This is a genomic window from Microbulbifer mixtoriginis (SeqCode) (genome assembly GCF_052467705.1).
This window is the reverse complement of record NZ_CP174322.1, coordinates 830,647-855,000: the sequence shown is the minus strand read 5'-3', so window position 1 is coordinate 855,000 and position 24,354 is coordinate 830,647. Positions and strand designations below refer to the sequence as shown.

The following is a 24,354-nucleotide window of genomic DNA, read 5'->3' as shown; positions in this document are numbered from 1 at the left end:
ATCAGACTCTGCTCGCCAAAATCTTTTGGAAGTGCAGATGAGGGTAGGCCATCGAGGCGAAGTTGTTCCAAATCACTGGCGGATAAATCTGCAATATCCCCTGAGAAGAGCGCCCGAGAAATACGCTCAGCTGCAGCCAACCCCTCTTCACCATGTACCAGACGGGTTACTTCTCGAGCCAAAATACTCTGAGCCTCGGGCTTACCGGCTCGCTCGCCATCAGCCTGTTCAATGGCTTCAATTTCATCGACACTCAAAAAGGTGAAGTAACGCAGGAACTTATAGACATCCGCATCGGCGGTATTCAGCCAGAATTGGTAAAAGGCATAGGGGCTAGTACGTTTGGGGTCAAGCCAGATAGTACCGCTTTCCGTTTTACCAAACTTGGTACCATCCGCCTTGGTCACTAATGGCAAGGTCAAACCATAAACTTTACCGCGGTGCTGGCGACGGGTCAGATCAACACCGCCGGTAATATTACCCCACTGGTCGGAACCGCCGATCTGCAACGTGCAACTATTGCGTTTGTACAGTTCGGAAAAATCCATGGACTGCAGCAACATATAGGAAAATTCAGTAAAGGAGATACCTTCTCCCTCCCTCTGAATGCGCTGCTTAACTGACTCTTTATTCACCATATTATTGACTGAGAAATGTTTTCCCACATCACGTAGAAAGTCGAGCACGTTCAACTCACGTGTCCAGTCCAGATTATTCGCTACCAGTGCGCTGTTTTCACCACAGTCAAAATCGATAAACTGAGAAACTTGGTTCTTCAACTTCTCAACCCAGCCGGCAACCACATCCGGGGTATTTAGACTGCGCTCTTGGGCTTTAAAAGACGGATCCCCGATTAAACCGGTCGCACCGCCCACCAAAGCAATCGGTTGGTGACCTGCCGCCTGAAACCTCTTCAAAGTCAACAAGGGTACTAGACTGCCTATATGAAGGGAGTCCGCGGTGGGATCAAAGCCACAATAAAGGGTTCGGCTCTCAGACAAATGCTGCGTAAGTTCGCCGTCACCAGTCGCCTGATTGATTAATCCGCGACGGTCCAAGTCTTCAAGCAGTGTCATGTCGACCCCAGCCATGCTTTCCCCTCATATTTAGGCTTGAAAATAGCGCCACCGGGCGGCGGCAAAATGCGCTGCAACATTACCGAACTTTTTGGCAAATACAAGCGGGCCTTATAGCCCCACTGAAATGATGAAATAAGTGCTGAGGAACTAATTCATGGAGATATGGGTCAATTACCCAGTGAACCCAGGCGGCTTTTTTGCTATAAAGTCTCTTCAATGCCTGTTTTTTAAACACTCATTACTCCAAGCGCAGATAACAACCACAGCCGGCGCCGCCCGTTAATACCATGCAGAATCATCGCAAACCGACATCCCGTGTCCGTATAGGCGCCTTGCCCAAACATTTTCCCCGCGTACATGCGCTCACGGCTAGTGCCGCGGCCTGTGTGCTGGTGTTGGCAGTTTTTATTCCAACGCCGGAAGTGGAAGCCAAGCGTATGCCCCTTCCCGTCAATTTATCTTCAACTGAAGAGACCGTGACCGATCAGCAACCCGTGCATGTTGAGAAAGTTACTCCCGAGCAAGGTATTGCTTTAGCCACAGCAGCTGTGGCTAAAGTACAGTCATTAAGCTTGACCGTACGTAATGGTGACACTCTATCCGATCTGTTTAAGCGCGCCAAAGTGAACGCCGGGGAGATGTATCAGCTACTGGGTAGTGGCAAGGAAGCGAAAAAATTAGCGCGACTTAATCCTGGCGAAGAATTGACCTTTACAGTCAATGCGGATGGAAAATTGCAAGGTTTAGCGCTGCAAAAAGACCAACTCCGTCAGGTCAGATTTACCCGCGATGCGGAAAGCAGGTTCCAACACGATTTAGTCCAGCGTGAACCCGACAGCCATCCAGCTTATCGCCAGGGACAAATTGATAGCTCATTATTTGTTGCCGGTAGTGATGCCGGTTTGAGCGATAGCCTGATCATGGAAATGGCCGATGTCTTCAGTTCGGATATCGATTTCGCACTGGATATTCGCAAAGGCGACAGTTTCAGTGTGATGTTTGAAGAAAAATTCCTCGACGGAGAGAAAATCGGCAATGGTCCTATTCTCGCCGTCAGCTTTACCAATCAGGGAAATACTTACAGCGCAGTTCGCTATGTCGATAGTAGTGGCGATGCCAATTACTTCACACCTGAAGGTAAAAGCATGCGCAAGGCGTTTATTCGCACGCCATTGGATATAGTGCGTATCAGCTCACACTTTAATCCTCGCCGTCTACATCCAGTGTTCAAGTCGCGTCGTCCTCACAACGGTACCGATTATGCGGCTCCGCGCGGCACCCCAGTTTACTCAACGGGCGACGGCCGAGTCATTGCATCCGGCTACAGTAAGCCCAATGGCAACTATGTATTTATTCAGCATGGCGAACGCTACGTTACCCGCTATTTGCACCTAACAAAGCGCAAAGTGAAGAGAGGCCAACGAGTAAAACAGCGCCAGGTTATTGGCACTGTCGGCTCTACTGGCTATGCCACCGGCCCTCACTTGCACTATGAATTCCTGGTGGACGGCAGACACCGCAACCCGGCCACGATCGTGCGTAAACTGCCCAAGGCCAAGTCTGTGCCCTCAGCGGAAATGACGCGCTTTAAAAACCAAACCCAACCGCTGCTGGCTAAGCTGGAAAATTACCAGGGCCCCGCCCTGGCAAAACTCGAAGACGACAACTAAACAAGCACTATTTTTATGTCCGATCTTTTTATCGGCCTGATGTCCGGTACCAGCGTCGATGCTATCGACGCGGTACTGGTCGACTTTGGCGGCGAAGAGAAAATCAAGCCGCGTATCCTGGCAGCTCTAAGCCACCCTATCCACCCTTCATTGCGCAGTGCCATCCTCGCTCTATGCTCTCCAGGTCCCTCAGAATTAGACCGTGCGGGACAGCTGGATCGACAGCTCGGCCAAGTATTTGCCGAGGCAACGAATACCCTATTAGCTCGCGCCGGTATAGAACCGAGCGATGTCACCGCAGTCGGCAGCCACGGACAAACTGTCAGGCACCGGCCACCCGGCACCGTTAGCTCCCCCTTTACCCTACAGTTGGGCGACCCCAATACCATTGCAGCACTGACGGGTATCAGCACTATCGCAGATTTTCGTCGACGCGATATGGCCCTGGGAGGCCAAGGGGCACCATTGATGCCCGCCTTCCACCGCGCCGCATTCAAAACCGAAGGCAACCGTGCCGTTGTCAATATTGGCGGCATGGCCAATATCACCGAGCTGAAAGCCGATGGCAGCATTTGTGGTTACGATACTGGCCCCGGCAATGCCCTGCTGGATTACTGGGTAGGTCTGCACAAAAAACAACCTTTCGATCGGGACGGCGGCTGGGCAGCCAGCGGACGCGTAAGTCCCGAGTTGCTCAATCGTTTAATGTCAGCCCCCTACTTTTCCGCTGAGCCTCCCAAGAGCACTGGGCGTGAAACTTTCAATGCCAACTGGCTAGAACAGGCCCTGGCTGGGCTAGAGCTAGCTCCCGCAGACGTACAGGCAACTCTATCGGAAGTTACCGCTGCAAGTATTGCTGAAGCCGTGCATTCATTCGCTGATGGTGGAGAGTTGCTAATATGCGGTGGCGGGGCCAGGAATAAGGATTTGTTATCCAGGTTGCAGAGGCGGTTGCCCACTTGGTCGATTGCCGATACCGGCACCTATGGTATTGATGCCGATTGGCTTGAGGCAGTGGGCTTTGCCTGGTTGGCACGGCAGACATTACTCGGCCTGCCCGGTAATTGCCCCGGTGTGACCGGAGCAAAAAAAGAAGCCGTGCTAGGGGCTATCTACCCCCCTTAAGCGGCTAGCTGACAAGCGGCTCAGATTGAGAAAGATGAGCCGCAGCCACAGGTCGAAGAGGCATTGGGGTTTTGCACCACAAAGCGGGAACCGGCTAGTCCCTCCTCGTAGTCCACATTGGCACCCACTAAATAGGGGTAGCTCATCGCATCAACCAGCACCTGGATACCATCCTTTTCGATAATGGCATCGTCTTCGGCAACCAGTTCATCGAAGGTAAAGCCGTACTGGAATCCAGAGCAGCCGCCACCGGTTACAAAGACCCTGAGCTTTAATTCCGGGTTGCCCTCCTCTTCCAACAGGCTCTTGACCTTAGCCACCGCTTTATCGGTGACCACTAGTGGTGCAGGAGAAAAGGATACAGCTTCTGACATAAGTCTCTCTCAACTCATCGGGACGTTCGCAGCTCGTATAAAAACCATACTGAGCACAGCCTCGGGGGCGTCATCTTGCTTAAACCCAGCAAATCAGTCAAGTATTTGGCACAACAGACCCCAGCATCAGTGAGAACCGGGGCAGTAATTAAAGGTTTAGTTTATGAGGCTTCTATCACCGTCTCGTCTTCGGAATACCCAATCATAGGGGGCTCACCCGCAGAACTGAGGTCAGCATTGGAAACCAAGGCGCCATTGACCTGGGCACCTTTCATCATCTCAATCAACTTGTAGTGTACATTGCCCTCAACCATCGCTTTGGACGCCAATTCCAAATGACGGGCAGCGAATACATCTCCACTCACATTACCATTGATTACCACCTGGGGCACACGGATTTCTCCCTCTATAACGCCACCCTCGACAATCTGCAAGCGGGCATCGCTGTCGCTATGAGCGGAAACATTGCCCTTTACTTTGCCCTCGATTACCAGGTTACCGCGAAAGTGTATATCGCCGGTGACTTCCGTCTGGCGCGCGATCAGAGTGGTATGGTTACTACCAGTGCTGGCCATAGTTACGTGCTTCTCTTTTTTTCTTAACATAATCCCTAAAACCTCATGCCTTTGGCATCAATGCTAGCTTTTCTGTACCAACCAGCCGTAGCGCTGTTCAATATTGAAACCCGTGCGCCCACTGGATTTGAGCGACAGCTCCACACCCTCTGGAATAAATCCTTCCGGTAGGCTCAACTCACCCTCAATGTTCTGAAAATATTTAAAACGCAGCGGTATAGACTCTGTATCCACCTGCTCCGATAAGTCTTTGAGGGCGTAGCGCATTGGCTCACCATCTTGACGACCCACAACTGTAAAAGTGGCAGCCCCCTTGATTACATTGCGGCGCGCTGCCGACTGCTGCACTTGCAGCTTGTACTGATAGCTGCGCGCATCAGCAGTCTGGGAGAGAATAAAACGTCCAATTGAAACCCCTTCCCCTCCTTCTGCTGGCGCCATGACCCCTCGATAAAAAGAGATTTCCTGCTTCAGCTCGGCAATCTGACTCTCTTTCTGTACCAACTCAGTTCGCACCGCTTCACTGGCCTGCTCACCGATTACCAAAGACTGCTCGGCGGTAGCTGCACGCAGGCGCAACGCTTCATTCTCGCTATTAAGCGCCTCAAGTTTCTCCAGCACCCGGGTGTACTCCAGAGTCTTTTCATCGAGGTTTTTACGTAGATGGTATTGGCCCGCAAAATAAGAGCCAGCAGCGGTGACCAATACCAACAAGGTGACTCCACCTACGGCAATCACGCCGGAGAAGGGGCGATGAGGCACCACTTTCATACGGTACTGCTTGCTGCCTTTCACTTTGAGCTCCATAAAATTCGCTGGGGCCAAACCGGAGTTGCCGGTTGTCGTAATTTTTTGATTTTAAGGCAGCAGCGCAGGGCTCTCCAAGCCCAACGTCTCAGTTAAGCCAAACATAATGTTCATATTTTGGACCGCCTGAGCCGAGGCGCCCTTGGCAAGATTGTCGATCACCGACATTACCACCAGGGTATCCCGATCCTGAGGCTGCATCACGGAAATCCTGCACATATTTGTTCCGCGCACACTACGGGTTTGAGGGTGACTTCCAGCCGGCAGTACATCCACAAAGGGCTCATCTTTGTAGCGCTGCTCAAATAGCATCTGCAATTCACTTGGCGACAGGCTCGCTGAGGAGCTGGTTTTAGCAAAAAGTGTGGCGTGGATGCCCCTGACCATAGGAAGTAGGTGCGGCACAAATGTCACCTTTACTGGGTTGGCACCGAGTGGTTGTATATTCCGCAGCCCCTGCTCAATCTCTGGTAAATGGCGATGGCCCGCAGCGGAGTAGGCACGGAAATTATCGCTATTTTCCGCCAGAATTAGATCGGTCTTGGCCTGACGCCCGGCACCACTAGCACCACTGGCCGCACTGGCAATCAGTTCTGATGGTTCCACTACCCCCGCTTCCACTAGAGGGATCCAGCCCAACTGAATCGCAGTGGGATAGCAACCGGGACAAGCCACCAGTTGCGCAGCTGCAATATCGGCGCGGTTGACTTCGGGTAACCCGTAAACCGCCTCCTTGGCCAAGGCCGGAGCTGCGTGCTGTTGACCGTACCAGGCTTCCCAGGAGGGAATATCCTTGAGACGAAAATCAGCGGAGAGGTCGACCACCCGCACGCCGCGTTCAATCAGCGCCGGCACCTGCGCTTGTGCAACTCCATGGGGAGTCGCAAAAAATACAAGATCACAGCTAGCCAGCTGCTCAACATTCGGTTCACAAAAAGCCAGGTCATAATGACCACGCAGACTGGGAAATAATTCAGCGACAGGTGTTCCCTTCAGGGATCGTGAGGTGATTGCGGTTACCTTTACCTCAGGATGTGTCGCCAAAATCCGCAGCAGTTCCACTCCCGTGTAGCCGGTGCCTCCGACAATTGCTACCTTAATCACCTTGCAAAACTCTCCCGATAAATTCGTCAATTGAGACGATAATCATAAAATCAGCCAAGCACTCTAACACAAGCCCCGGACCTTGAAGGATGTGCGGTGTCACAGCGCCCCAGGATTTCACTTAAAAGCACCCTGAGCCGTTACTTACCAAAGACAAACGGCCTGGAACAGATCCGCCTGCAACTCTCTGCCCGGGAAGCCCTGGCGCCACTGCTTGGCATGGCTTTGATTACCGGAGCACTCGCCGGTGGAGTCACAGTGTTATTCCGTTTTGCTATGGAGTGGCCGACAACTTTTTTTCTTTCAGTCCCCCAAAATTATGAGTCGTTGCCCCCACAGTGGCGGTTTGCCCTACCGATAATCGGCTCTCTACTCATCGGGGTTATTTACCTGGCGCTCAGTCCCAAGCGCTACGACGTCGGTGTAGTGCATGTGCTCGACCGTCTCTATAACCACCAGGGCAATATGCCGATATCCAACGCAATACTGCAATTTTTCGCCGGTGCCATCGCCCTAATTAGCGGGCATTCGGTCGGGCGAGAAGGCCCAGCTGTACATCTGGGTGCCGCCAGCGGTAGCTGGTTAGCCCGTACACTGCGACTACCCAATAATTCTGCGCGCAACCTGCTCGGTTGTGGTGTTGCCGCCGCGATTGCCGCTTCTTTCAACACCCCCCTGGCCGGTGTGGTATTCGCTATGGAAGTGGTAATGCTGGAATATTCCGTGGCCGGTTTTTTACCGGTTATGTTGGCGGCGGTAACTGGGAGCGCAATCACCCAGCTCACTTTTGGGCGCGAACCAGACTTTAATGTGCCGGCAATCCATCTCAACTCCCTGGCCGAATTGCCAATTTTATTTTTGTGTGCACTGGCTATCGGCTTTCTGGCTGCACTTTTCATACTGGCCCACCGCAAACTCACCAAGCAGAATAATCGATCCCCACTATTGCGTTTTTTAGTGGTCGGCCTGGTGACAGGCACCATCGGAATCTGGGTTCCAGAAATTCTCGGTGGGGGCTACGACACATTGCAAATGGCCATGCTGGGAGAGTTGGGCGTAAACACCTTGGTGGTTATTGTTGCGGCCAAGCTGGTTGCCACCGCTCTGGGGTCCGGGTTGGGTATTCCCGGAGGCGTAATTGGACCCAGCCTGATCCTCGGTGCCTGTCTCGGTGGCATCGCCGGCGGCCTTGCCAATATGTGGCTGGGTGAGCACACCGCGAGCCCTGGCTTTTACGCCATGGTGGGTATGGCAGCAATGATGGCTGCCATGCTCAACGCACCCCTCGCCGCCCTACTCGCTATTCTCGAATTGACCTACAACCCCAATGTGCTGTTCCCAGGCATGATGATGATCGTGGTGGCCACCTTGATCAGTCGACAATTTTTCGGCACCCAGGGAATTTACCTGGAGACACTGCGTGCATTAGACAAGGCCGGTACCCCAACCTGGCGTCAGCAGATGCTCAGTGGTGTGGGTGTTGCAAGTCAAATGGATCGGCGTTTTATTGTTGCTCAACAGGAAATTACTGTAGAGCAGGCACAGAGTTACATCGCACAACACCCCCAATGGATATTGATCGACCTATCTAATGAAAAACCGCCTGAACTTTTACGCGCCGCTGACTTGGCTACATTCCTCCAGGGCAGTGGAGAGGAGGGAAGTGAAGAGTCTCTTGTTGAGCACGAACAAAAAATCGGGGAAAAAGCAGCAACTATTGATTTGTTAAAAATTCCCGGTGAGCGCAAACAAATGGCGGAATTAAATTGGCGGGCAACTATGTTGGAGGCCCAGCAGGAACTGAAAAAAACCGGTGCCGACGCTCTCTACATCAGCCGTCATCAGAGCGGTTCTCTGGACAATCGCATCGCGGGCATTATTCTGCCGCTACAGATCGATAACTTTTACCGGAAATAATCGTTTCCGTTTTTATTTTTGAGGGGATATTCCATGTTGTGGATCAAGGCTTTTCACATTATTGCCATGGTATGTTGGTTTGCCGCGCTGTTTTATTTACCGCGTCTTTTCGTCTACCACGTAGATGCTACCGACGCTCTTAGCCGCGATCGTTTCTGCATCATGGAACGGCGACTGTATCGGGGGATCGCCATTCCGGCCATGCTCGCCACCGTCGGCCTGGGTATTTGGCTGTACAGCTTGAATCCCAGCTACTACACCTCAGCCGGCTGGATGCACGCGAAACTCACCTTCGTTGTATTGCTCCTGGCCTATCATCATATGTGTGGCGCCTACGTTCGTAAGTTCGCCCAGGGCACCAATACCCGCAGCGGGCGTTACTTCCGTATCTTTAATGAGGTTCCAACAGTGGCTCTATTCGCCATTGTAATTTTGGCCGTCGTGAAGCCATTTTAATTTGGCGCAAAATCATTCTTTATGTGGGGCTTACAGGAACTAAAATTAGGCGCACAGCAATTGGCAGTCATGTAGATCTTTTATGGATACACCGCAGCCCATTATTTTGACCGTCACCCACCACGACCCCAGTGGCAGCGCAGGAATAGGCGCAGATACAGAAACGGCCGTCAGTTTGGGCTGCCATGCAGCCTCCGTCGTCTCCGCCATCAGCGTCTGCAATACCGGGGAACTGCTCGGCGTAGCGCCAGTGGATGACAGCCTTTTAATTGAGCAGGCCCGCACGGTCCTTGAAGATATGCCGATAGCGGCTATCAAGGTTGGTTATCTCGGTTCGGTGGAAAATGTGCGGGCATTGCACAGCGTGCTGCGCGACTACCCGGACGTTCCAGTCATTATCGACCCAGATGCCACCCTGGCCGATAAAGAGAGTGTACTGGCCCCGCCTCTTTGGGAGGCCATGACCTCTCTGTTATTGCCCTATGCCACCATGGTCTGCCCCAACCGCCGTGAGGCGCGCGCCATGGCAGTAGAGGCCGACACCCATGATGCTATGGCTCAGGAATTGTTGGAAAGCGGTTGTCGCTACCTGCTACTCACCGGAGTACCGCATGAGCAACAACTGCAGAATCGCCTCTACGATGAACGCGGCCTGATCCGTGAATTCCACTGGGAGCGGTTGCCGCCTGCAGCCTATGGGGTCTGCGGCACCCTCGCCACCGCCATCGCCTGTCATATCGCCCACGGCCTGACCATCACCGAGACAGTGAGCCGCAGCCAGCAATACGCTTGGAGCGCCATCCGCGACAGCCGTCGTCTGGGGATGGGACGGCCAATTCCCAACCGCTTATTCTGGTGTGAACGCTAGGGCACTTCTCTCCTCATTGCACAATAGGATCCGCACCGACACTAAGGTCGGTGCGACTTACCAGCCAGCCTCCCCTACTGCGCCCTGACTCCTCACGCATTGTCCTTAGAGCTTCACACCCTGATAATGGCCGCTGACTCTTGGCCTTTTTCGCAATTTCTGAATGAATTCTATGAGTAAATCCGAGCAGCTCTTTGCTGAAGCCCAGCAATTTATCCCCGGCGGCGTTAACTCACCGGTGCGCGCTTTCCGCGCTGTGGGCGGCACCCCTCTGTTTATCCGTCGCGCCGAAGGCGCCTACCTCTTCGATGCGGACGATAAGCGTTATATCGACTATGTACAGTCCTGGGGCCCGATGGTGCTGGGTCATGCACACCCGGAAGTGATTGAAGCGGTTGTGGAGCAGGCCCAGTCAGGCCTCAGCTTCGGTGCCCCCACCGAGCTGGAAACCGAGCTTGCCGAAGAGCTCTGCCGCCTGTGGCCCAATATGGACCTGGTGCGCTTCGTCAACTCCGGTACCGAAGCCACCATGAGCGCTATCCGCCTCGCTCGCGGCTTCACCGGGCGCGATAAAATTGTGAAGTTTGAGGGCTGCTACCACGGTCATTCCGACTCACTACTGGTCAAAGCCGGCTCCGGAGCCCTAACCATGGGCGTGCCCTCCTCTCCCGGTGTTCCTGTCGCCCTGGCCGACCACACGATTACCCTGAGCTATAACGATGCTGACGGCGTGCGCGCCTGCTTCGATGAAATTGGCGACCAAATTGCCTGTATTATCGTGGAACCCGTTGCCGGCAATATGAACTGTATTCCTCCAGTCCCCGGTTTCCTCGAGACATTGCGCGAAGTCTGCGACCAGCACGGCGCCCTGCTGATTCTCGACGAAGTAATGACGGGTTTCCGTGTAAGCCTTACCGGAGCCCAGGGCCACTTCGGTATCGAGGCGGACCTGACCACCCTAGGTAAGGTTATCGGCGGAGGTATGCCGGTAGGCGCCTTCGGTGGAAAACGCGAAATTATGGAGCAAATCGCCCCCCTGGGACCGGTTTATCAGGCCGGCACTTTATCCGGCAATCCCGTGGCCATGGTTGCGGGCCTCGAAACTTTACGTTTAGTGGAGGAAGCCGGCTTCTATGAGCCTTTAGTAGCCAGAACAGATCGTCTGGTAGAAGGTATCTTGGCCGCAGGTAAAAAGGCCGGTATTCCCATCACCGCCAATAAAGCCGGCAGTATGTTCGGATTCTTCTTTACCGAAGAACCCCAAGTCACCAATTACCAGCAGGTAATGGCCTGTAATAACGAGCGCTTTAATCAATTCTTCCACGGAATGCTTGAGGAAGGCGTATACCTGGCACCCGCTTCCTATGAGGCCGGGTTTATGTCCGCCGCTCATAGCGACGAGGATATCGAAGAGACTATCGCTGCCGCAGAACGCGTCTTCGCCCGGCTCGACTAGCCCTTCTCTCTCAGGCATCCATCGCAGGGTGGGTGCCTGTACGCTCTCCCAGTATCACAACGGCCCCCAAGCACTGTAGATCAACGCTTTGTCGCAGAAACGTTGTTCTTTTGTTATTAGTGATCAAAAATGTATACAAAATGGAAAAGGTATACATTTTGAGAAGCTTGCTTTCCGATACTAGCCTGTCCACGATCAGCGCTGGCTTTATCGCCGTGCTAGTCGCCGTAACTAGCTCCGCAGCCATTGTGTTTGAAGCAGCCCGTACAGCCGGCGCAGACGAAGCGATGATTGCTTCCTGGATCGGCGCTTTGGGTTTGGGGATGGGGCTCTCCGGTATCATCTTCTCCTGGTATTATCGCGCACCGATTGTTACCGCCTGGTCGACTCCCGGCGCAGCATTACTAGCAACCAGTCTCAGCGGTATCCCAATTGCCGAGGCCATCGGTGCATTTTTTTTCAGCGCTATGCTGACCCTTTTAGTAGGCCTCTCCGGAGCCTTCGAACGAGTAGCCAGGCTAGTACCCGGCCCAATTGCCGGCGCCATGCTGGCGGGCATATTGCTCCAGTTCGGCCTCGCTACTTTCACCTCATTGCAATCCCAGCCTGTACTAGTGGGTGCCATGTTGTTGGCCTATTTCATCGGGCGGCGCTGGATACCCCGTTACGCCATTATTTTGGTACTCGCTTGTGGGGTGGCTGTCTGCTGGAAACTGCAATTGTTCGCACCTGACCAGATTCACTGGCAGGCTGCGAAGCCCATTTGGGTTACACCGGAATTCAAACTCTCAACTCTAATCAGCGTCGGCATCCCGTTGTTTATCGTCACAATGACTTCTCAATATCTACCAGGGGCTGCAACCCTGGCTGCCAGTGGTTACCAACGAGTACCAGTTTCTCCACTGATCAGCGGAACAGGATTAACCAACCTGCTTCTCACTCCTTTCGGCGGCTTCACCCTGACCCTGGCGTCGATTACCGGGGCAATTTGTACCGGACCCGAAGCACACCCCAACCCAGACAAACGCTATACGGCCGGGATTGCCGCGGGCTTCTTCTATCTTCTGGTAGGGTTATCCGGCGCCACCGTAGTGGCATTATTCAGTAATTTCCCCAAGGCACTCATAGCCGGCCTGGCTGGCCTGGCGCTACTTGGGACACTAGGCAACTGCCTAGCAAGTGCTACCACAGATACAGAAAACCGTGAGGCGGTGCTAATCACCTTTCTTGTCAGCGCTTCAGGCATCAGCTTCTTGGGCATAGGCGCTGCTTTTTGGGGCCTGGTCGGCGGACTGGGCTGTTATTGGTTTTTCAAACAGGATAATAAATAAAGGGCCAATGAACCTTTACGAAAAAATCAAAGCCGATTTACAGCGGGGACGTTTTCCCGCAGGCCAGGCATTGAAGCAGGCTGAATTGGCCGAGTTCTACGAGGTCAGTCGTATCCCCATAAGGGACGCCTTGCAGCGGTTGAAAAATGAAGGCTGGCTATCGCCCCACGGCAAGCGGGGTGTCGCTGTACCCGAGTTCGATCCGTTGGAAGTAGAAGATCTGTACCTGATGCGTATGCGCCTGGAACCTCTAATACAGACCCTTGCGCAAAAAAAACTCACCGGGGAAATTCTTGGTCGGGCACGAGACATTCTCGATACCATGGAGGGGAACCCCAACCTCTCAGCCGAGCAGATCGGCAGTCTTAACTGGCAATTTCACGCCACTATCTACCTCGCCGCAGAGCGCCCCACCCTCTTCGCTACTGTGGAGCAGCTGCACAGACAGTGTGAGCGCTATATCGGTTACCAATCCCGCAGCCTGGACTACCAGAACACCAGCCAGAAAGAGCATTACGCAATTCTCGAGGCCCTACAACAAAAGAAGGAACAGGAAGCGGCAGCCCTGCTAGCCGCGCATATCGAAACCGCCGGCAAGCAGTTGGTGTCCTTTCTTCACACCACGCCAAACAGCCCCTAAAGCAAGTTGAGGGAGATCATGGGTGGTGGCAATTTGATATGATGGCCGCCAATTGCGGTCGCGGGATTGCTGCGGCCTTATCGATAGCTGGAGTAATTCCCTATGAGTCAAAATCTCGGCCGCGGAGCCTACCCCAACACCCGCTTGCGCCGCCTGCGCGCGCAGGATTTTTCCCGTCGACTGGTGAGGGAGAATCAGCTCAGCTGCAACGACCTGATCCTGCCCCTGTTTGTCATCGAGGGGCGCAGCGAAACTCAGAGGGTGGCTTCGATGCCCGGCGTCGAGCGCCTCAGTGTGGACCTGTTGGCCAATAAGGCCAAGTCCCTGCAACAGCTCGGTATTCCCGCCGTCGCGCTGTTTCCTGTAGTTGACCCCTCGGTGAAATCCGACTGCGCCAGCGCTGCCCACGATGCCAATGGTCTGGCCCAACGTGCCGTGCGGGAATTGAAGAATGCCGTGCCGGAGTTAGGGGTTATTACCGATGTGGCCCTGGACCCGTTCACCAGCCACGGTCAGGATGGCTTGATGGATCACAGCGGCTATATCGTTAATGATGAGACGGTTGAGGTGCTGGTACAGCAGGCACTGTCCCACGCCGCAGCTGGGGCGGATATGGTAGCGCCGTCAGACATGATGGACGGCCGTATCGGCGCTATTCGTACAGCACTTGAAGGCGCCGGGCACAGCAATACCCTGATCATGTCCTATGCTGCCAAATACGCCTCCGCCTACTACGGCCCCTTCCGCGATGCTGTCGGCTCCGCGAGTAACCTCAAGGGGGGCAGCAAAGCCAGTTACCAGATGGACCCCGCCAATTCCGATGAAGCCTTACACGAGTGCGCCCTAGACCTGCAAGAGGGTGCGGATATGGTGATGGTGAAGCCCGGTATGCCCTATTTGGATATCGTGCGCCGGGTGAAAGAAGAGCTGCGAGTACCCACTTTTGCCTACCAGGTAAGCGGCGAGTACGCCATGCATTGCGCCGCGTTTGAAAATGGCTGGCTGCAGCGCGAGGCGGTAATTCTCGAATCCCTATTGGCGTTTAAGCGCGCGGGCGCGGACGGAATCCTCACCTATTTTGCCGAGGAGGCCGCACAGCTACTGCAGGGCTGAACCCTTGTAAATTTTGCGCGGCCTGCGCCGCGCCACCGGTTCAGGGCCATTGGTCTTCCAGCGCGGGGCCCACCGGCTGGGCCTCCTCAACGGGGACACCTCGGTAGTCCACCTCTGTGGACTGTCCGCGAGGGAGCTCCAAAGGCTCCAGACTGGAATCCCCACCCAATGTCTCGGCATCATCACGGCGCAACTGCTCTCGCATTTGATGGCGGCGCTCACTTTCATATTGGCGCCGCTCTGTATCATTGCCCCAACCCGGTGTCATCTGTTCCCTTGGAGCCGCCTCTGAGCGCTCATTGCCAAACAGGTTGCGGAACCAGCGCCAGCGGTCGCGCCCGCGACATTCAGGCGCAGGTTGCAAGTGGGTTTCGTAGGAGAAGGGAATCTCATAGCCGCCCCGACAGTAATCCGGGTCCATAAACTGCCCGCGCGCATTCACCTCTTTGAACTCAACGCCCCGCGGTGCCTCAACAGGACCGTGCTGATGGGGCAACTTGCGCATGATTTCCGTCCAGATCGGCAGAGCTCCGGTAGAACCGGTTAGACGGGTGCGAACGTTGTCATCGCGCCCAAGCCACACCACGGCGGTAACCTCAGGGGAAAACCCTGCAAACCAGCTGTCGCGGTTATTGTTGGTAGTACCCGTCTTACCGGCAAAGGGCACACTACTGGGCAGACGCTTGGCTGATCTGCGCCCGGTACCTTCGCGCATCGCCTGCTCCAGCCCCCAGCGCAATAGGTAAGCGGGCACCGGATCGACACCGCGATTAGTGCGCGGGCGGAAGTGCTGTACCCGCCCTCCCTGTGCATCGGATACAGCCATCAAGGTGCGCGGTTGCACCGTCTCGCCATTATTGGCGATGGTCTGATACATGCCAGCTACCTCAAATGGCGTCATCTCCACTGCGCCTAACAACATTGCAGGCACATGCGGCAGACTGGTATCTACACCCAGGCGTCGAATTGTCTGACGCACATTCTGCAGTCCCAGATCGAGCCCCAGATGGGCAGTAGCCAGATTGTAAGACTTAGCCAAGGCGACATATAGAGGTACCTGACCGTGGGCGAGCTTATCGAAGTTCTGCGGCATCCATACATCGCCATCGGCTTCCTCAATTCGCACTGGCGCATCGTCGATCAAGGTAGCTAGGTTGTACTCTTCGGGACGCTCCAAGGCAGTTAAGAAGACTGCCGGTTTAATCAGAGAACCCACTTGGCGGCGCGCCTCCAGGGCTCGATTAAAGCCGGGATAATCCGGGTCGCGGTCTCCCACCATGGCCAACACATTACCCGTGTTGTTATCTAGCAATACCGTGGCAGCCTGAAGAGTATTCGCCTTAATTTTGCGATCTTTCTCCAACTTCTGTACGCCTTGACTAATGGACTCTTCCGCGAGTTTCTGTACCGAAGGCGCAAGGGTTGTATAAACCCGCAAACCGGTGGTGCGCAGCTCCTCGTAGGAGTAATAAGGACGCAGCTCTAAGAGCAGGCGCTCGGTAAAGGCCGGGTAGGGATTCTGTGCGGTTACACCGCCTTTCACCACACCCAGTGGTTTGGCGGAGTAGTGCTCAAACTCTGCCTGGGTAATCAGGCCCTGCTCGCGCATCAGTTCCAGAACGGTGTTGCGACGCTTCAATGCGCGCTGGGGATGGCGCCAAGGGTTGTAGTAGGAGGCACCCTTGGCCAGCCCCACTAGCAGGGCGACCTGATGGGGCTCCAGAGTATCCAGCGGCTGTTGGAAATAGAACTCCGAGGCCAGGCCAAAGCCATAAATACCTCTGGCTCCCTGCTGGCCCAACCACACCTCATTGATGTACTCCTGCAGGATATAGCCCTTGTCGTAGTGAATCTCCATCAATACCGCCATTAAGGCTTCATTGATCTTGCGCTGCAGGCTCGGCTTATGGTCGAAAAAGATATTCTTAACCAGCTGCTGAGTAATGGTTGAGCCGCCCTGTACCAGGCGCCCCGCCTTGATATTCGCCACCATAGCGCGGGCAATACCTCGCGGAGAGATGCCGAAGTGGTTGAGGAAGTCTTGGTCTTCCACCGCTATCAGGGTATTCGCCACCAACGGCGGGATATCCTTGAAACGCACCGGATTGCGATCGTCTCCGCCCCCCAGCAATGAACCGATATTAGCGGCATCCAGGCGGAACTCGGCGATGCGCTGCCCATCTTCATCGCGCAGGTTGTCAATTTCATCGTTACGCAGGCGGAAAGTAACCATAGCCGCCGGCTCACGGCCATCGGCATGAATAAAGTCCCGGCGCCAGACCCGGTAATTCATCCCCTCGTGTGTCCAGGCGCCAGGTTCCGTCAGAGTCTTTTGTTTGCGGTAGTTGAGGGCGGCAAACTCGCTTTCCAGCTCATCAGGGTGCATTGCCATGCCTTCGCGCAGTACCAGAGGGCGCGCAAAAACCCGCGCCGGCAACTGGTACTGGCGGCTATCGAGACGCTCCCGCAGCTGTACGTCGAGGTATGCCATATAGCCGGCAAGGGCCATTGCCCCCACCAGGGCCAGCAGGAATAAGAACTTTAACCAGCGGTAGCGTCTTTTCGGTTTTGACGCTTTACTGCGCCGGCGTTTCGTCGAGGCCATATAAGAGTTTTCCAGCTGCCATCTCGGTACATCTCTAGACAGTGGGGATCTTCAGGAGTCTCATCACTATCACAGGCAGGACACCAGCAGGTGGCAGCTCCGCTGGTATCTTGCCGTAGACGCCTGAACCGGCGCCTTGGGGAACATCCGTGAACCGCCAGAATCCGGGCTGAGTATCCCGGTAGTCATACCACAAGCACACAAAGTACCTGTTCGAGGATTGACCGCAATTGCCTCCTATAAGTTCATATTGAGGCATATGACGCCTTTATAAACGCTGACCGCTTTAAGTCAAACCAACCACCTTGCACTTGCCATAATCACAGCCATAATGCGGCGGAAATCTATACAAATCGCCCGAAAAGGATGGATATGCAGCAATATGATCTCTACGGCATCGGCGCCGCCCTCTTGGACACGGAAATTGAGGTATCCGACAAGGATCTTGCGGAGCTCGGTGTTGAAAAGGGGATTATGACCCTAGTCGACGATGCCCGGCAGAAACAGCTGGTAGACGACCTTCGGGACCACATGATTACCGCCAAACGCGCCTGTGGTGGCTCTGGTGCCAATACAGTTATCGCCGCCAGCTATTTTGGCCTGAACACTTTCTATTCCTGCAAAGTTGCCGCCGACGATAACGGAGATTTCTATCGCAGCAACCTCAGCGCCGCTGGCGTTGACTACCCAACCACTTTGCAGCAAGCGGATGGCGGCACTACCGGTAAGTGCCTGGTAATGATTACCCCCGATGCCGAGCGCAGTATGAATACCTACCTGGGTATCAGCGAGCAACTCTCGGTAGCCGAACTGGATAGCGAAGCCCTGAAAGCCTCCAAGTGGGCCTATATCGAAGGTTATCTGGTCTCCTCCGAAACTGGGCGCCGCGCCGCTATCACTCTGCGTGAACAGGCCCAGCAAGCTGGTGTGAAAACCGCGCTGAGCCTTTCAGACCCGGCCATGGTGCAATTCTTTGGCGAGGGCTTGCGAGAAATGATTGGCGGCGGCGTAGATATGCTGTTCTGCAATCGCGATGAGGCACTGGGCTTCACCGGCACCGACTCACTGGATGCCGCGGCAGAAGCAATGAGCGATTACTGCCGCAGCTTTGCCATCACTCTGGGCGCCGATGGTGCGCTACTGTGGGATGGCAGCAAGCAGTACCGAGTTGCCAGTCCGCAGGTGCGCGCAATAGACACCAACGGTGCCGGCGATATGTTCGCAGGCGCATTTCTGTATGCACTCAACCGGGAGATGGGCTTTGCTGAGGCCGGCGAACTCGCCTGCCGCGCCGCCGCCCAGGTAGTCAGCCAATACGGTCCACGACTACAAGCAGAACAACATCCAGAACTATTGGCAGCGGTTATCTGAAGTCAGCGGTAGAGATTGAGAGCGGCCTTTACCGGCCGCTCAGCTTTAAACCTTAGGGCTCACCAATATCGGGCAATCCCGAAGCGGCAGCAATACCGAAGCCCTGGGCGTAATCCACCCCCATACGACAGAGTTTATCCATCAGTTCGGGGCTCTCGACATACTCGGCGATAGTGCTGATCCCCATACGCTTTGCCAGGTGATCAATGGTACTGACCATCGCGCTGTCGATCTCATCCTCAAGCATATTGCGCACAAAGCTCCCGTCGATTTTGAGGAAGTCCACCGGTAACTGACGCAGGTAAGCCAGCGAAGAAACTCCGCGGCCAAAGTCGTCCAGGGCAAAACTACAGCCCGCAGCGCGCAGCTTGTGGATAAAAATCAGAGCCCTTTCAAGGTTGTTGATGGCACTGGTCTCGGTAATCTCAAACTGTACCCTTGAAGGCGTTACCCCCTCCTCACTCATTGATGCGAGTACAAAGTCTGCAAACGTATCATCGCCCAAGCTGATACCGGAAATATTGATGGCATAGCTGGCCGTAGCAATACCGATCAGTTGCTCCTGGGCCATATAACGGAACACGCGCTGAATAACCCAACGATCTACCTCCTCAATTAGGCCATAGCGCTCCGCCGCGGGTAGGAACAAGCCCGGCGAGATCACCCCTCCATCCCGTCCGCGCATGCGTACCAGAATTTCATAGTGATGAATCTGGCGCTCCCCTTTCAGGGAGACCACCGGCTGCCGATAGAGGATCAAGCGATCTTCTCGCAGGGCAGCGTGAATTTCTGCAACCCAGGTGGACTCACGACGCTTTTCCAACGCCTTGCGCGAATCTCCAAACAACTTTATCCGGTTGCGCCCTTGATCCCTGGCTGAACAGCAGGCATCATTGGCGGTTGCCAGCAGCTGGCTGGCACTGGGAGTGAATCGGTCCACACCCACCACCCCAATTGATATCGCTACACGGCTATCATTACCCTGCCAGTGGAAGCTGAATTCCTGAACAGATTCGCGCAGACGCGCAACCACCCGCCCGCCCTCTTCGAGCGTACAATCCCGTAGCAAAATAGCGAACTCATCACTGCCCACACGCGCGAACAAATCGGCCCCAGATAAACCCTTCTGTAGCAATGCAACTAGTTGCACCAACAACTGGTCACCGGCGACAAAACCCAGCGTGTCGTTGATTACTTTGAATTGATAGACATCCAAGTAAAGGAGTACATGATGCTGACGCTTATCGACGCACTGCGATAGGAGCTTTTGCAACTCGCTCTCGAAATACTGTCGATTGGGTAAGCGGGTTAACGCATCGTGGCTGGTCTGCCAGCTTAGGCGAGTAGACACTCGTCGGGCAGCAGAGGTATCCCGTAAAACCAACACATAATTTTTTAATGTGCCGGCATCCCACAAAGCCATCACCTGCACAGAGACTTCCAGCGGTGGACGGTTTTCCCCGAGTCGCCAAATAAAGGCGCGGACCTCCCGCACGCTGGGTACTTCGTGAGAAGGGGAATCTGGTATCAGCGCAGGCAATAGGGTGCCCTGACTATCGCGAAGCCGCAGGCCCTCATTGACAGGCTGACCAGGCAGGAGTCCAACCAGGTCACCACTCATCTCACTGACCAACGGATTGCCATATTGCACAATACCGCGGGGATCGGTGACGATCACTCCATCGGCAATCTCCCCCAGCGCCGCCTCAGCGGCCTGTAGGCTGATCTGCTCACAGGGTTTGAGTTGAGCCTCCAGCTCCCCCAACAAACCGAGGTATTCGGCGGATTGAGTGTCAAATAAGGCCACAGCCACACTCCCAGTGGAAACCGAAATATCCCTGGAAAAGGGTGGCTGGCGCAGCCCTTGTAGGCATCTCACCGCAAGAAATGGCTAAAAATAGCCTTATCATCGCCCAAAATCGCCGATTGTATTCAATTATCCAGCCTCCAGCCGGCTCACTTCAGTAGATCCCTAAATTGCACATTCAAAGATTTGCGCGCAAGAATTTTTTCAGTTTCTCATCTTCGAATACCCGCTGCATAGTCGCACTCAGCAGGCCATTTACCCGGCTTTCCACCTCTTCGCGGCTGGGCTTAATCAGATTGCGGTCTTTGCCAGAGGAACTGTAAGTTCCAAAATAGGTGGCATGGCCCACTTTAACCTCCAAGTGAATCTCAGCAGAGGTATCAACCTGGGTGGTGTAAACCTGACTGGGGCTGTTATACGTCAGCTTCACCAACTTCGCCGTCACCTGCACCTCAGGTGCCGAGTCGGTGATACGGAATGACCAATTGGCAAAACCCTGGCTCAACCCTGCGGCGATAGCACTACCTGCATCGTTGGCAATACTCACCTGAGATGTGTCTGCATAGACCCCGCCAAGAGAACCGAGCCCCCCACCGGATAGTTCATTAACACCGCGAACATTGAGGCTATAGCCCGAACCAATGGAATCGGGAGCCACCTGAACCTGTGGATACAATTGGATTTGCAGTGGGCTGTGAGCACACCCAGCCACGACCAGAGCCCCCACCCATAACAATAACTTCTTCATTTTTCTTACCTTTACTTCAACAGGATTTTTTTATCCAGCACCGCCATGATGATGGTGGTGCTCTTTTTCAAGTCCATCACGCCCCATGATCGGAACCACGACCTCCAAACTACTTCCGTCGTCAAAAAGCAGGCGTAGGGGCAGTGTATCTCCAGCCTGAAGGCGCACCCCGTGAATCATCAAGTGGATACCACCTGGCATCATCTGTAGTTTCTCTCCAGCGGCAATCGACAGTTTCTCCAGTGGACGCATACGGTTGACGCCCCGCTCACGCTCAGTGGTATGCAAATTGACAGCCCCCTCCACACCTCCGGGCAACTCCACCGCCGTCAACTGCAGCGGTTGTTTGCCGGTGTTGTGCAGGGAGAGGTACGCCGCGCTCATAGGTGCTCCCGGCGGAGTCTCTCTGGCATAACCCTCTATCATAAGGGACTGGGTGAGGGCCAAAGCCCCCAAGGTGTACAAAAGGCTGCTGGAAAGCAGAATCCACACAAATACATTTGGCTTTTTCACTGGACCCCTCCACTGGGATTAATAAGAAGTAAACGCGCGGGGCTGCCAATCTTTATATCCCCCCGCACCCGATAACCGGGCACCGCTTCACGCAGCTGCTGGTAAACCCAGCGACCTTCCGCGTCATTGCCGGTGACAATTATGACGCGTAGTTGTTCTCTGCGAATACGTTGGGCCACTTGGCGCAGCTGTGTGACCAAATTTTCCGATCTCGCCCGCAGCCCGGCCGCAGGCAGGCCAATAGCCTCTCCCTGTGGTAGATCCAGCTGTGCGCGGCCGCGCTCATGGACTAGCTGTGTACGCACCTCAGCCACCAAAAGATTCCCCGGAGCCAGCATTTCCGCGCGCTGTAGTAGGCCGCCCACTTCGGTAAAAGCACGCCTGCGCAGCGCTTCCCGGGCACGTTCAACGTAGGTGACCACAATTGTTTGAATTCCGGTCTGAGCCTTACGATTTCCAGGGTCCAACTTCTGCACGTTTAAGTAGTAGTCATAGGCACTGGCGCCGGCAGGCTTGGTAAGATGGCCTTTGCGTAGCGCCTGTTCAGCACGCTTTAAGAAGTAAGCCACATTGTTACGCCGCACCTCATTAACGGATGGTTTGGCTTTCTGCGGAGGTGGGCTGGGCGCCGGGGGAGGCGGTTGTTGCGAAGCACAGGCACCAAGTAACGCCGCCATCAAGAGGCAGATAGCAAAGCTGTGAAGGCGTTCAAGTGACGGCAAAGCAATTCTCCGCTGTTGTTTTTTTGTACCACTAGCATCGCTATACTGCTGACGCGACTGAACCCCCGTCCGGCGCAGCAGTCAGAACCATGCGCCCGACTATAATGAATTTTTTCATCTATGGCTGTGATGACCAAAAGTTTCAGAAATAATTTCCTCGCACTGCTGGCAATATTGCTATGCCTATCCACAACCAACGCTCTTGCGCAGGCGGAAAGTAACCCTTTTGCGTCTTCTATCGGCCAGCAGCAAAATACCTTCCTGCCAGTGGACGAAGCCTACCGGCAGGACCTGCTGCTGAGTGGCAACCAGCTCAGTGCGCTGTTTGAAATAGCTCCAGAATACTATCTCTATCGCGACAAACTTGCCCTTTACCTTGTAGAAAACGGACAAAAGACCGCAGTTCCACTGAATCTCCCCAGCGGTGAAGTTATCTGGGATGAGTATTTCGAGAAGGAAACCGAGGTCTATCGCGGCCAGCTGGAATTCCCCATTCCCCTCAACAACAGCGCCAATAACTTACAATTAGAACTGCACTATCAGGGCTGCGCCGATGCGGGGCTCTGCTACCCGCCAGAGGTACGCCACTATCGCGTGGATATTGGCTCGGGAAGCATCCAGCCTATTGAGGGAGGCCCGCAAAATTCTTCTCCCCAAAGTACAGGTGGCAGCTCCTCACCTCAGGGGAGTAACGCTAGCGCCATCACGCTCCCCTTTGCACTGCTTTTCGCCTTTGCCGGCGGCCTGCTACTCAATCTAATGCCCTGTGTTTTTCCAGTGCTTTCAATCAAGCTGCTGGCAGTTAGCCAGACAGCACAGAATGCTAATCAACGTCACCATCACGGCTGGGCCTACTCCACCGGCGTTGTACTCAGCTTTGTCGCCATTGCCGCCACCATGCTGGCATTGCGCGCCGGCGGTGAGGCGATAGGTTGGGGGTTCCAGCTACAGTCTCCCTGGTTGGTCGCCGCATTGGCCTATCTGTTCTTTATCATGGGACTCAGCTTGTCCGGTGTCACAGAGATCGGCAGCAGCCTGATGGGCGTTGGTAACAATTTAAGTAACAGTCAGGGTTTGCGCGGCTCCTTTACCTCCGGCGCCCTGGCCACACTCGTGGCCAGCCCTTGCACCGCGCCCCTGATGGGCTCGGCGCTGGGCTTTGCAGTCACACAATCTCCAGCCGTGGCGCTCAGTGTTTTTGCCGCCCTTGGCGCCGGTATGGCCGCCCCCTTCCTGCTGCTCACCTATATTCCCGCTCTAGTGGACAAGCTGCCACGCCCCGGCCCCTGGATGGACCGCTTGAAGCAACTACTGGCCTTCCCCATGTACTTGACCGCAGTGTGGCTGCTGTGGGTATTGGGACGTCAGACTGGTGGCGATGGTATCGCTCTGGTTCTCAGCGGCGCTGTGGCAATCGCCTTTGCGCTATGGCTTTGGCCCAGCCCTCAGTGGCACTGGCTGCGGGGCTCGGTGGCGGTTGTGGCCCTGAGCTTTGCGCTAATGCTACTGCCACGCCTCAGTACTGCCCCCCAAGCACTTCAACAGACCAGTGACTACTGGCAGCCCTACTCCGCCGAACGGCTCGAGACAGCGCGAAGGGAGGGGCGTCCAGTGCTAACCAATATGACCGCAGCCTGGTGTATTACTTGCTTGGCCAATGAGAAAGTGGTGCTGTCGAGTGATGCTGTGAGCGACGCCATTGAGAGACTAGGGGTAGTAGCTCTTAAAGGGGACTGGACCAATCAGGACCCACATATCAGCGAGCTCCTGGCGAAATACGGCCGTACCAGCGTGCCGCTTTACTTGCTTTACCCCGCCAGTGGTGGCGAGGCCAAAATCCTGCCGCAAATCCTCTCCCGCGAGGAGCTATTGATGGAGCTGGAAGCCGCTGCCGGGAGCGAACTCAGTAGATCCTCTGCCCCTTAAAGGAAACTGCCGCCTTTGTAGCCAATCCCAAGGGTAAAAAGGCCACATTGCGGATATTTTGCGCTAATTTTTAGGCAAATATCGCCGAACTGCCGCTAACTTCGATAAACTGCCCAGCAGGCATGGACAGGGAGTCACTTTTGCGGC

21 protein-coding genes (1 of these 21 only partly in view) are annotated in these 24,354 nt (G+C 54.8%); 11 read left to right on the top strand and 10 right to left on the bottom strand.

Features of this window, described 5'->3' with window-relative positions; genetic code table 11:
- Positions 1–1,091, bottom strand: the 5' portion of a protein-coding gene (gene tyrS, locus ACJJIB_RS03825) for a tyrosine--tRNA ligase (RefSeq protein ID WP_444887943.1). 214 nt of this gene lie to the left of the window's left edge; the window shows 1,091 of its 1,305 coding nt (coding positions 1–1,091); it begins with the start codon at positions 1,089–1,091; its stop codon lies off the left edge, out of view.
- A gap of 275 nt (positions 1,092–1,366) precedes the next feature.
- Between tyrS and ACJJIB_RS03820 the strand changes: the two genes are divergently transcribed.
- Together ACJJIB_RS03820 and ACJJIB_RS03815 are read left to right on the top strand one after the other, a co-directional pair.
- Positions 1,367–2,749, top strand: coding sequence for a peptidoglycan DD-metalloendopeptidase family protein (locus ACJJIB_RS03820; protein ID WP_444887942.1), 1,383 nt, complete (start codon positions 1,367–1,369; stop codon positions 2,747–2,749).
- Between the two features lie 15 nt (positions 2,750–2,764).
- Positions 2,765–3,874: an anhydro-N-acetylmuramic acid kinase gene (locus ACJJIB_RS03815; RefSeq protein ID WP_252084394.1), complete on the top strand. Its 1,110-nt coding sequence runs from the start codon at positions 2,765–2,767 to the stop codon at positions 3,872–3,874.
- A gap of 20 nt (positions 3,875–3,894) precedes the next feature.
- On the opposite strand, the gene erpA is transcribed toward ACJJIB_RS03815, so the two are convergent.
- The 4 genes from erpA to argC all read right to left on the bottom strand — a co-directional run bounded on the left by erpA (position 3,895) and on the right by argC (position 6,734).
- Positions 3,895–4,248 carry an iron-sulfur cluster insertion protein ErpA gene (erpA, locus tag ACJJIB_RS03810; protein ID WP_020411471.1) on the bottom strand — a complete coding sequence of 118 codons (354 nt, stop codon included), beginning with the start codon at positions 4,246–4,248 and terminating at the stop codon, positions 3,895–3,897.
- A gap of 161 nt (positions 4,249–4,409) precedes the next feature.
- Positions 4,410–4,853, bottom strand: a complete 444-nt coding sequence (locus ACJJIB_RS03805; RefSeq protein ID WP_252084393.1) for a bactofilin family protein — start codon at positions 4,851–4,853, stop codon at positions 4,410–4,412.
- Between the two features lie 33 nt (positions 4,854–4,886).
- Positions 4,887–5,618: a DUF6776 family protein gene (locus ACJJIB_RS03800; RefSeq protein WP_252084392.1), complete on the bottom strand. Its 732-nt coding sequence runs from the start codon at positions 5,616–5,618 to the stop codon at positions 4,887–4,889.
- A gap of 63 nt (positions 5,619–5,681) precedes the next feature.
- Positions 5,682–6,734, bottom strand: coding sequence for an N-acetyl-gamma-glutamyl-phosphate reductase (argC, locus tag ACJJIB_RS03795; protein ID WP_444887941.1), 1,053 nt, complete (start codon positions 6,732–6,734; stop codon positions 5,682–5,684).
- A gap of 96 nt (positions 6,735–6,830) precedes the next feature.
- Here argC and ACJJIB_RS03790 point away from each other — a divergent pair, with 96 nt between their 5' ends.
- The 7 genes from ACJJIB_RS03790 (at position 6,831) to hemB (ending at position 14,515) form a co-directional block, all read left to right on the top strand.
- Entirely contained in the window at positions 6,831–8,651 is a 1,821-nt protein-coding gene (locus tag ACJJIB_RS03790; protein WP_252084390.1) for a chloride channel protein, read from the top strand.
- A gap of 33 nt (positions 8,652–8,684) precedes the next feature.
- On the top strand, positions 8,685–9,107 hold the full coding sequence (gene hemJ / locus ACJJIB_RS03785; RefSeq protein WP_252084389.1) for a protoporphyrinogen oxidase HemJ: 423 nt from the start codon (positions 8,685–8,687) through the stop codon (positions 9,105–9,107).
- Between the two features lie 82 nt (positions 9,108–9,189).
- Positions 9,190–9,975 (top strand): bifunctional hydroxymethylpyrimidine kinase/phosphomethylpyrimidine kinase, encoded by a 786-nt coding sequence (thiD, locus tag ACJJIB_RS03780; RefSeq protein WP_252084388.1) that lies wholly within the window; start codon positions 9,190–9,192, stop codon positions 9,973–9,975.
- Between the two features lie 172 nt (positions 9,976–10,147).
- The gene (gene hemL / locus ACJJIB_RS03775; protein ID WP_444887940.1) at positions 10,148–11,431 is read left to right on the top strand and encodes a glutamate-1-semialdehyde 2,1-aminomutase; all 1,284 of its coding nucleotides are present in this window, start codon (positions 10,148–10,150) and stop codon (positions 11,429–11,431) included.
- A 140-nt stretch (positions 11,432–11,571) separates the two neighbouring features.
- Complete coding sequence (locus ACJJIB_RS03770; protein ID WP_444887939.1) at positions 11,572–12,762, top strand: benzoate/H(+) symporter BenE family transporter; 1,191 nt, start codon at positions 11,572–11,574, stop codon at positions 12,760–12,762.
- Positions 12,763–12,769: 7 nt separating this feature from the next.
- Entirely contained in the window at positions 12,770–13,402 is a 633-nt protein-coding gene (locus ACJJIB_RS03765; RefSeq protein WP_444887938.1) for a GntR family transcriptional regulator, read from the top strand.
- Between the two features lie 102 nt (positions 13,403–13,504).
- Positions 13,505–14,515: a porphobilinogen synthase gene (gene hemB / locus ACJJIB_RS03760; RefSeq protein ID WP_444887937.1), complete on the top strand. Its 1,011-nt coding sequence runs from the start codon at positions 13,505–13,507 to the stop codon at positions 14,513–14,515.
- Between the two features lie 40 nt (positions 14,516–14,555).
- Here the strand turns inward: hemB and mrcB are convergent, their stop codons facing one another.
- Entirely contained in the window at positions 14,556–17,120 is a 2,565-nt protein-coding gene (mrcB, locus tag ACJJIB_RS03755) for a penicillin-binding protein 1B (RefSeq protein ID WP_444887936.1), read from the bottom strand.
- Between the two features lie 372 nt (positions 17,121–17,492).
- On the opposite strand from mrcB, the gene ACJJIB_RS03750 reads away from it, so the two are divergent.
- Positions 17,493–18,491 carry an adenosine kinase gene (locus ACJJIB_RS03750; protein ID WP_444887935.1) on the top strand — a complete coding sequence of 333 codons (999 nt, stop codon included), beginning with the start codon at positions 17,493–17,495 and terminating at the stop codon, positions 18,489–18,491.
- Between the two features lie 52 nt (positions 18,492–18,543).
- Here the strand turns inward: ACJJIB_RS03750 and ACJJIB_RS03745 are convergent, their stop codons facing one another.
- From ACJJIB_RS03745 to ACJJIB_RS03730, 4 genes are all read right to left on the bottom strand, one after another.
- The gene (locus ACJJIB_RS03745) at positions 18,544–20,298 is read right to left on the bottom strand and encodes an EAL domain-containing protein (RefSeq protein WP_444887934.1); all 1,755 of its coding nucleotides are present in this window, start codon (positions 20,296–20,298) and stop codon (positions 18,544–18,546) included.
- A gap of 178 nt (positions 20,299–20,476) precedes the next feature.
- Positions 20,477–21,046 carry a YajG family lipoprotein gene (locus ACJJIB_RS03740; protein WP_444887933.1) on the bottom strand — a complete coding sequence of 190 codons (570 nt, stop codon included), beginning with the start codon at positions 21,044–21,046 and terminating at the stop codon, positions 20,477–20,479.
- Between the two features lie 30 nt (positions 21,047–21,076).
- Entirely contained in the window at positions 21,077–21,559 is a 483-nt protein-coding gene (locus ACJJIB_RS03735; protein WP_444887932.1) for a copper chaperone PCu(A)C, read from the bottom strand.
- A complete protein-coding gene (locus ACJJIB_RS03730) occupies positions 21,556–22,281 on the bottom strand; it encodes an N-acetylglucosaminyltransferase (protein ID WP_444887931.1) in 726 nt (241 codons plus the stop codon). The genes ACJJIB_RS03735 and ACJJIB_RS03730 overlap by 4 nt, the downstream gene beginning before the upstream one ends.
- A gap of 129 nt (positions 22,282–22,410) precedes the next feature.
- Here ACJJIB_RS03730 and ACJJIB_RS03725 point away from each other — a divergent pair, with 129 nt between their 5' ends.
- Entirely contained in the window at positions 22,411–24,207 is a 1,797-nt protein-coding gene (locus ACJJIB_RS03725; RefSeq protein WP_444887930.1) for a protein-disulfide reductase DsbD family protein, read from the top strand.
- Positions 24,208–24,354: the final 147 nt, after the last annotated feature.

Coding starts and splice junctions, on each gene's coding strand:
- ACJJIB_RS03820 (WP_444887942.1), top strand. CDS start 1,367: ATGCAGAATCATCGCAAACCGACATCCCGTGTCCGTATAGGCGCCTTG.
- ACJJIB_RS03815 (WP_252084394.1), top strand. CDS start 2,765: ATGTCCGATCTTTTTATCGGCCTGATGTCCGGTACCAGCGTCGATGCT.
- erpA (WP_020411471.1), bottom strand. CDS start 4,248: ATGTCAGAAGCTGTATCCTTTTCTCCTGCACCACTAGTGGTCACCGAT.
- ACJJIB_RS03805 (WP_252084393.1), bottom strand. CDS start 4,853: ATGTTAAGAAAAAAAGAGAAGCACGTAACTATGGCCAGCACTGGTAGT.
- hemJ (WP_252084389.1), top strand. CDS start 8,685: ATGTTGTGGATCAAGGCTTTTCACATTATTGCCATGGTATGTTGGTTT.
- thiD (WP_252084388.1), top strand. CDS start 9,190: ATGGATACACCGCAGCCCATTATTTTGACCGTCACCCACCACGACCCC.
- hemL (WP_444887940.1), top strand. CDS start 10,148: ATGAGTAAATCCGAGCAGCTCTTTGCTGAAGCCCAGCAATTTATCCCC.
- ACJJIB_RS03770 (WP_444887939.1), top strand. CDS start 11,572: ATGGAAAAGGTATACATTTTGAGAAGCTTGCTTTCCGATACTAGCCTG.
- ACJJIB_RS03765 (WP_444887938.1), top strand. CDS start 12,770: ATGAACCTTTACGAAAAAATCAAAGCCGATTTACAGCGGGGACGTTTT.
- hemB (WP_444887937.1), top strand. CDS start 13,505: ATGAGTCAAAATCTCGGCCGCGGAGCCTACCCCAACACCCGCTTGCGC.
- mrcB (WP_444887936.1), bottom strand. CDS start 17,120: ATGGCCTCGACGAAACGCCGGCGCAGTAAAGCGTCAAAACCGAAAAGA.
- ACJJIB_RS03750 (WP_444887935.1), top strand. CDS start 17,493: ATGCAGCAATATGATCTCTACGGCATCGGCGCCGCCCTCTTGGACACG.
- ACJJIB_RS03740 (WP_444887933.1), bottom strand. CDS start 21,046: ATGAAGAAGTTATTGTTATGGGTGGGGGCTCTGGTCGTGGCTGGGTGT.
- ACJJIB_RS03725 (WP_444887930.1), top strand. CDS start 22,411: ATGACCAAAAGTTTCAGAAATAATTTCCTCGCACTGCTGGCAATATTG.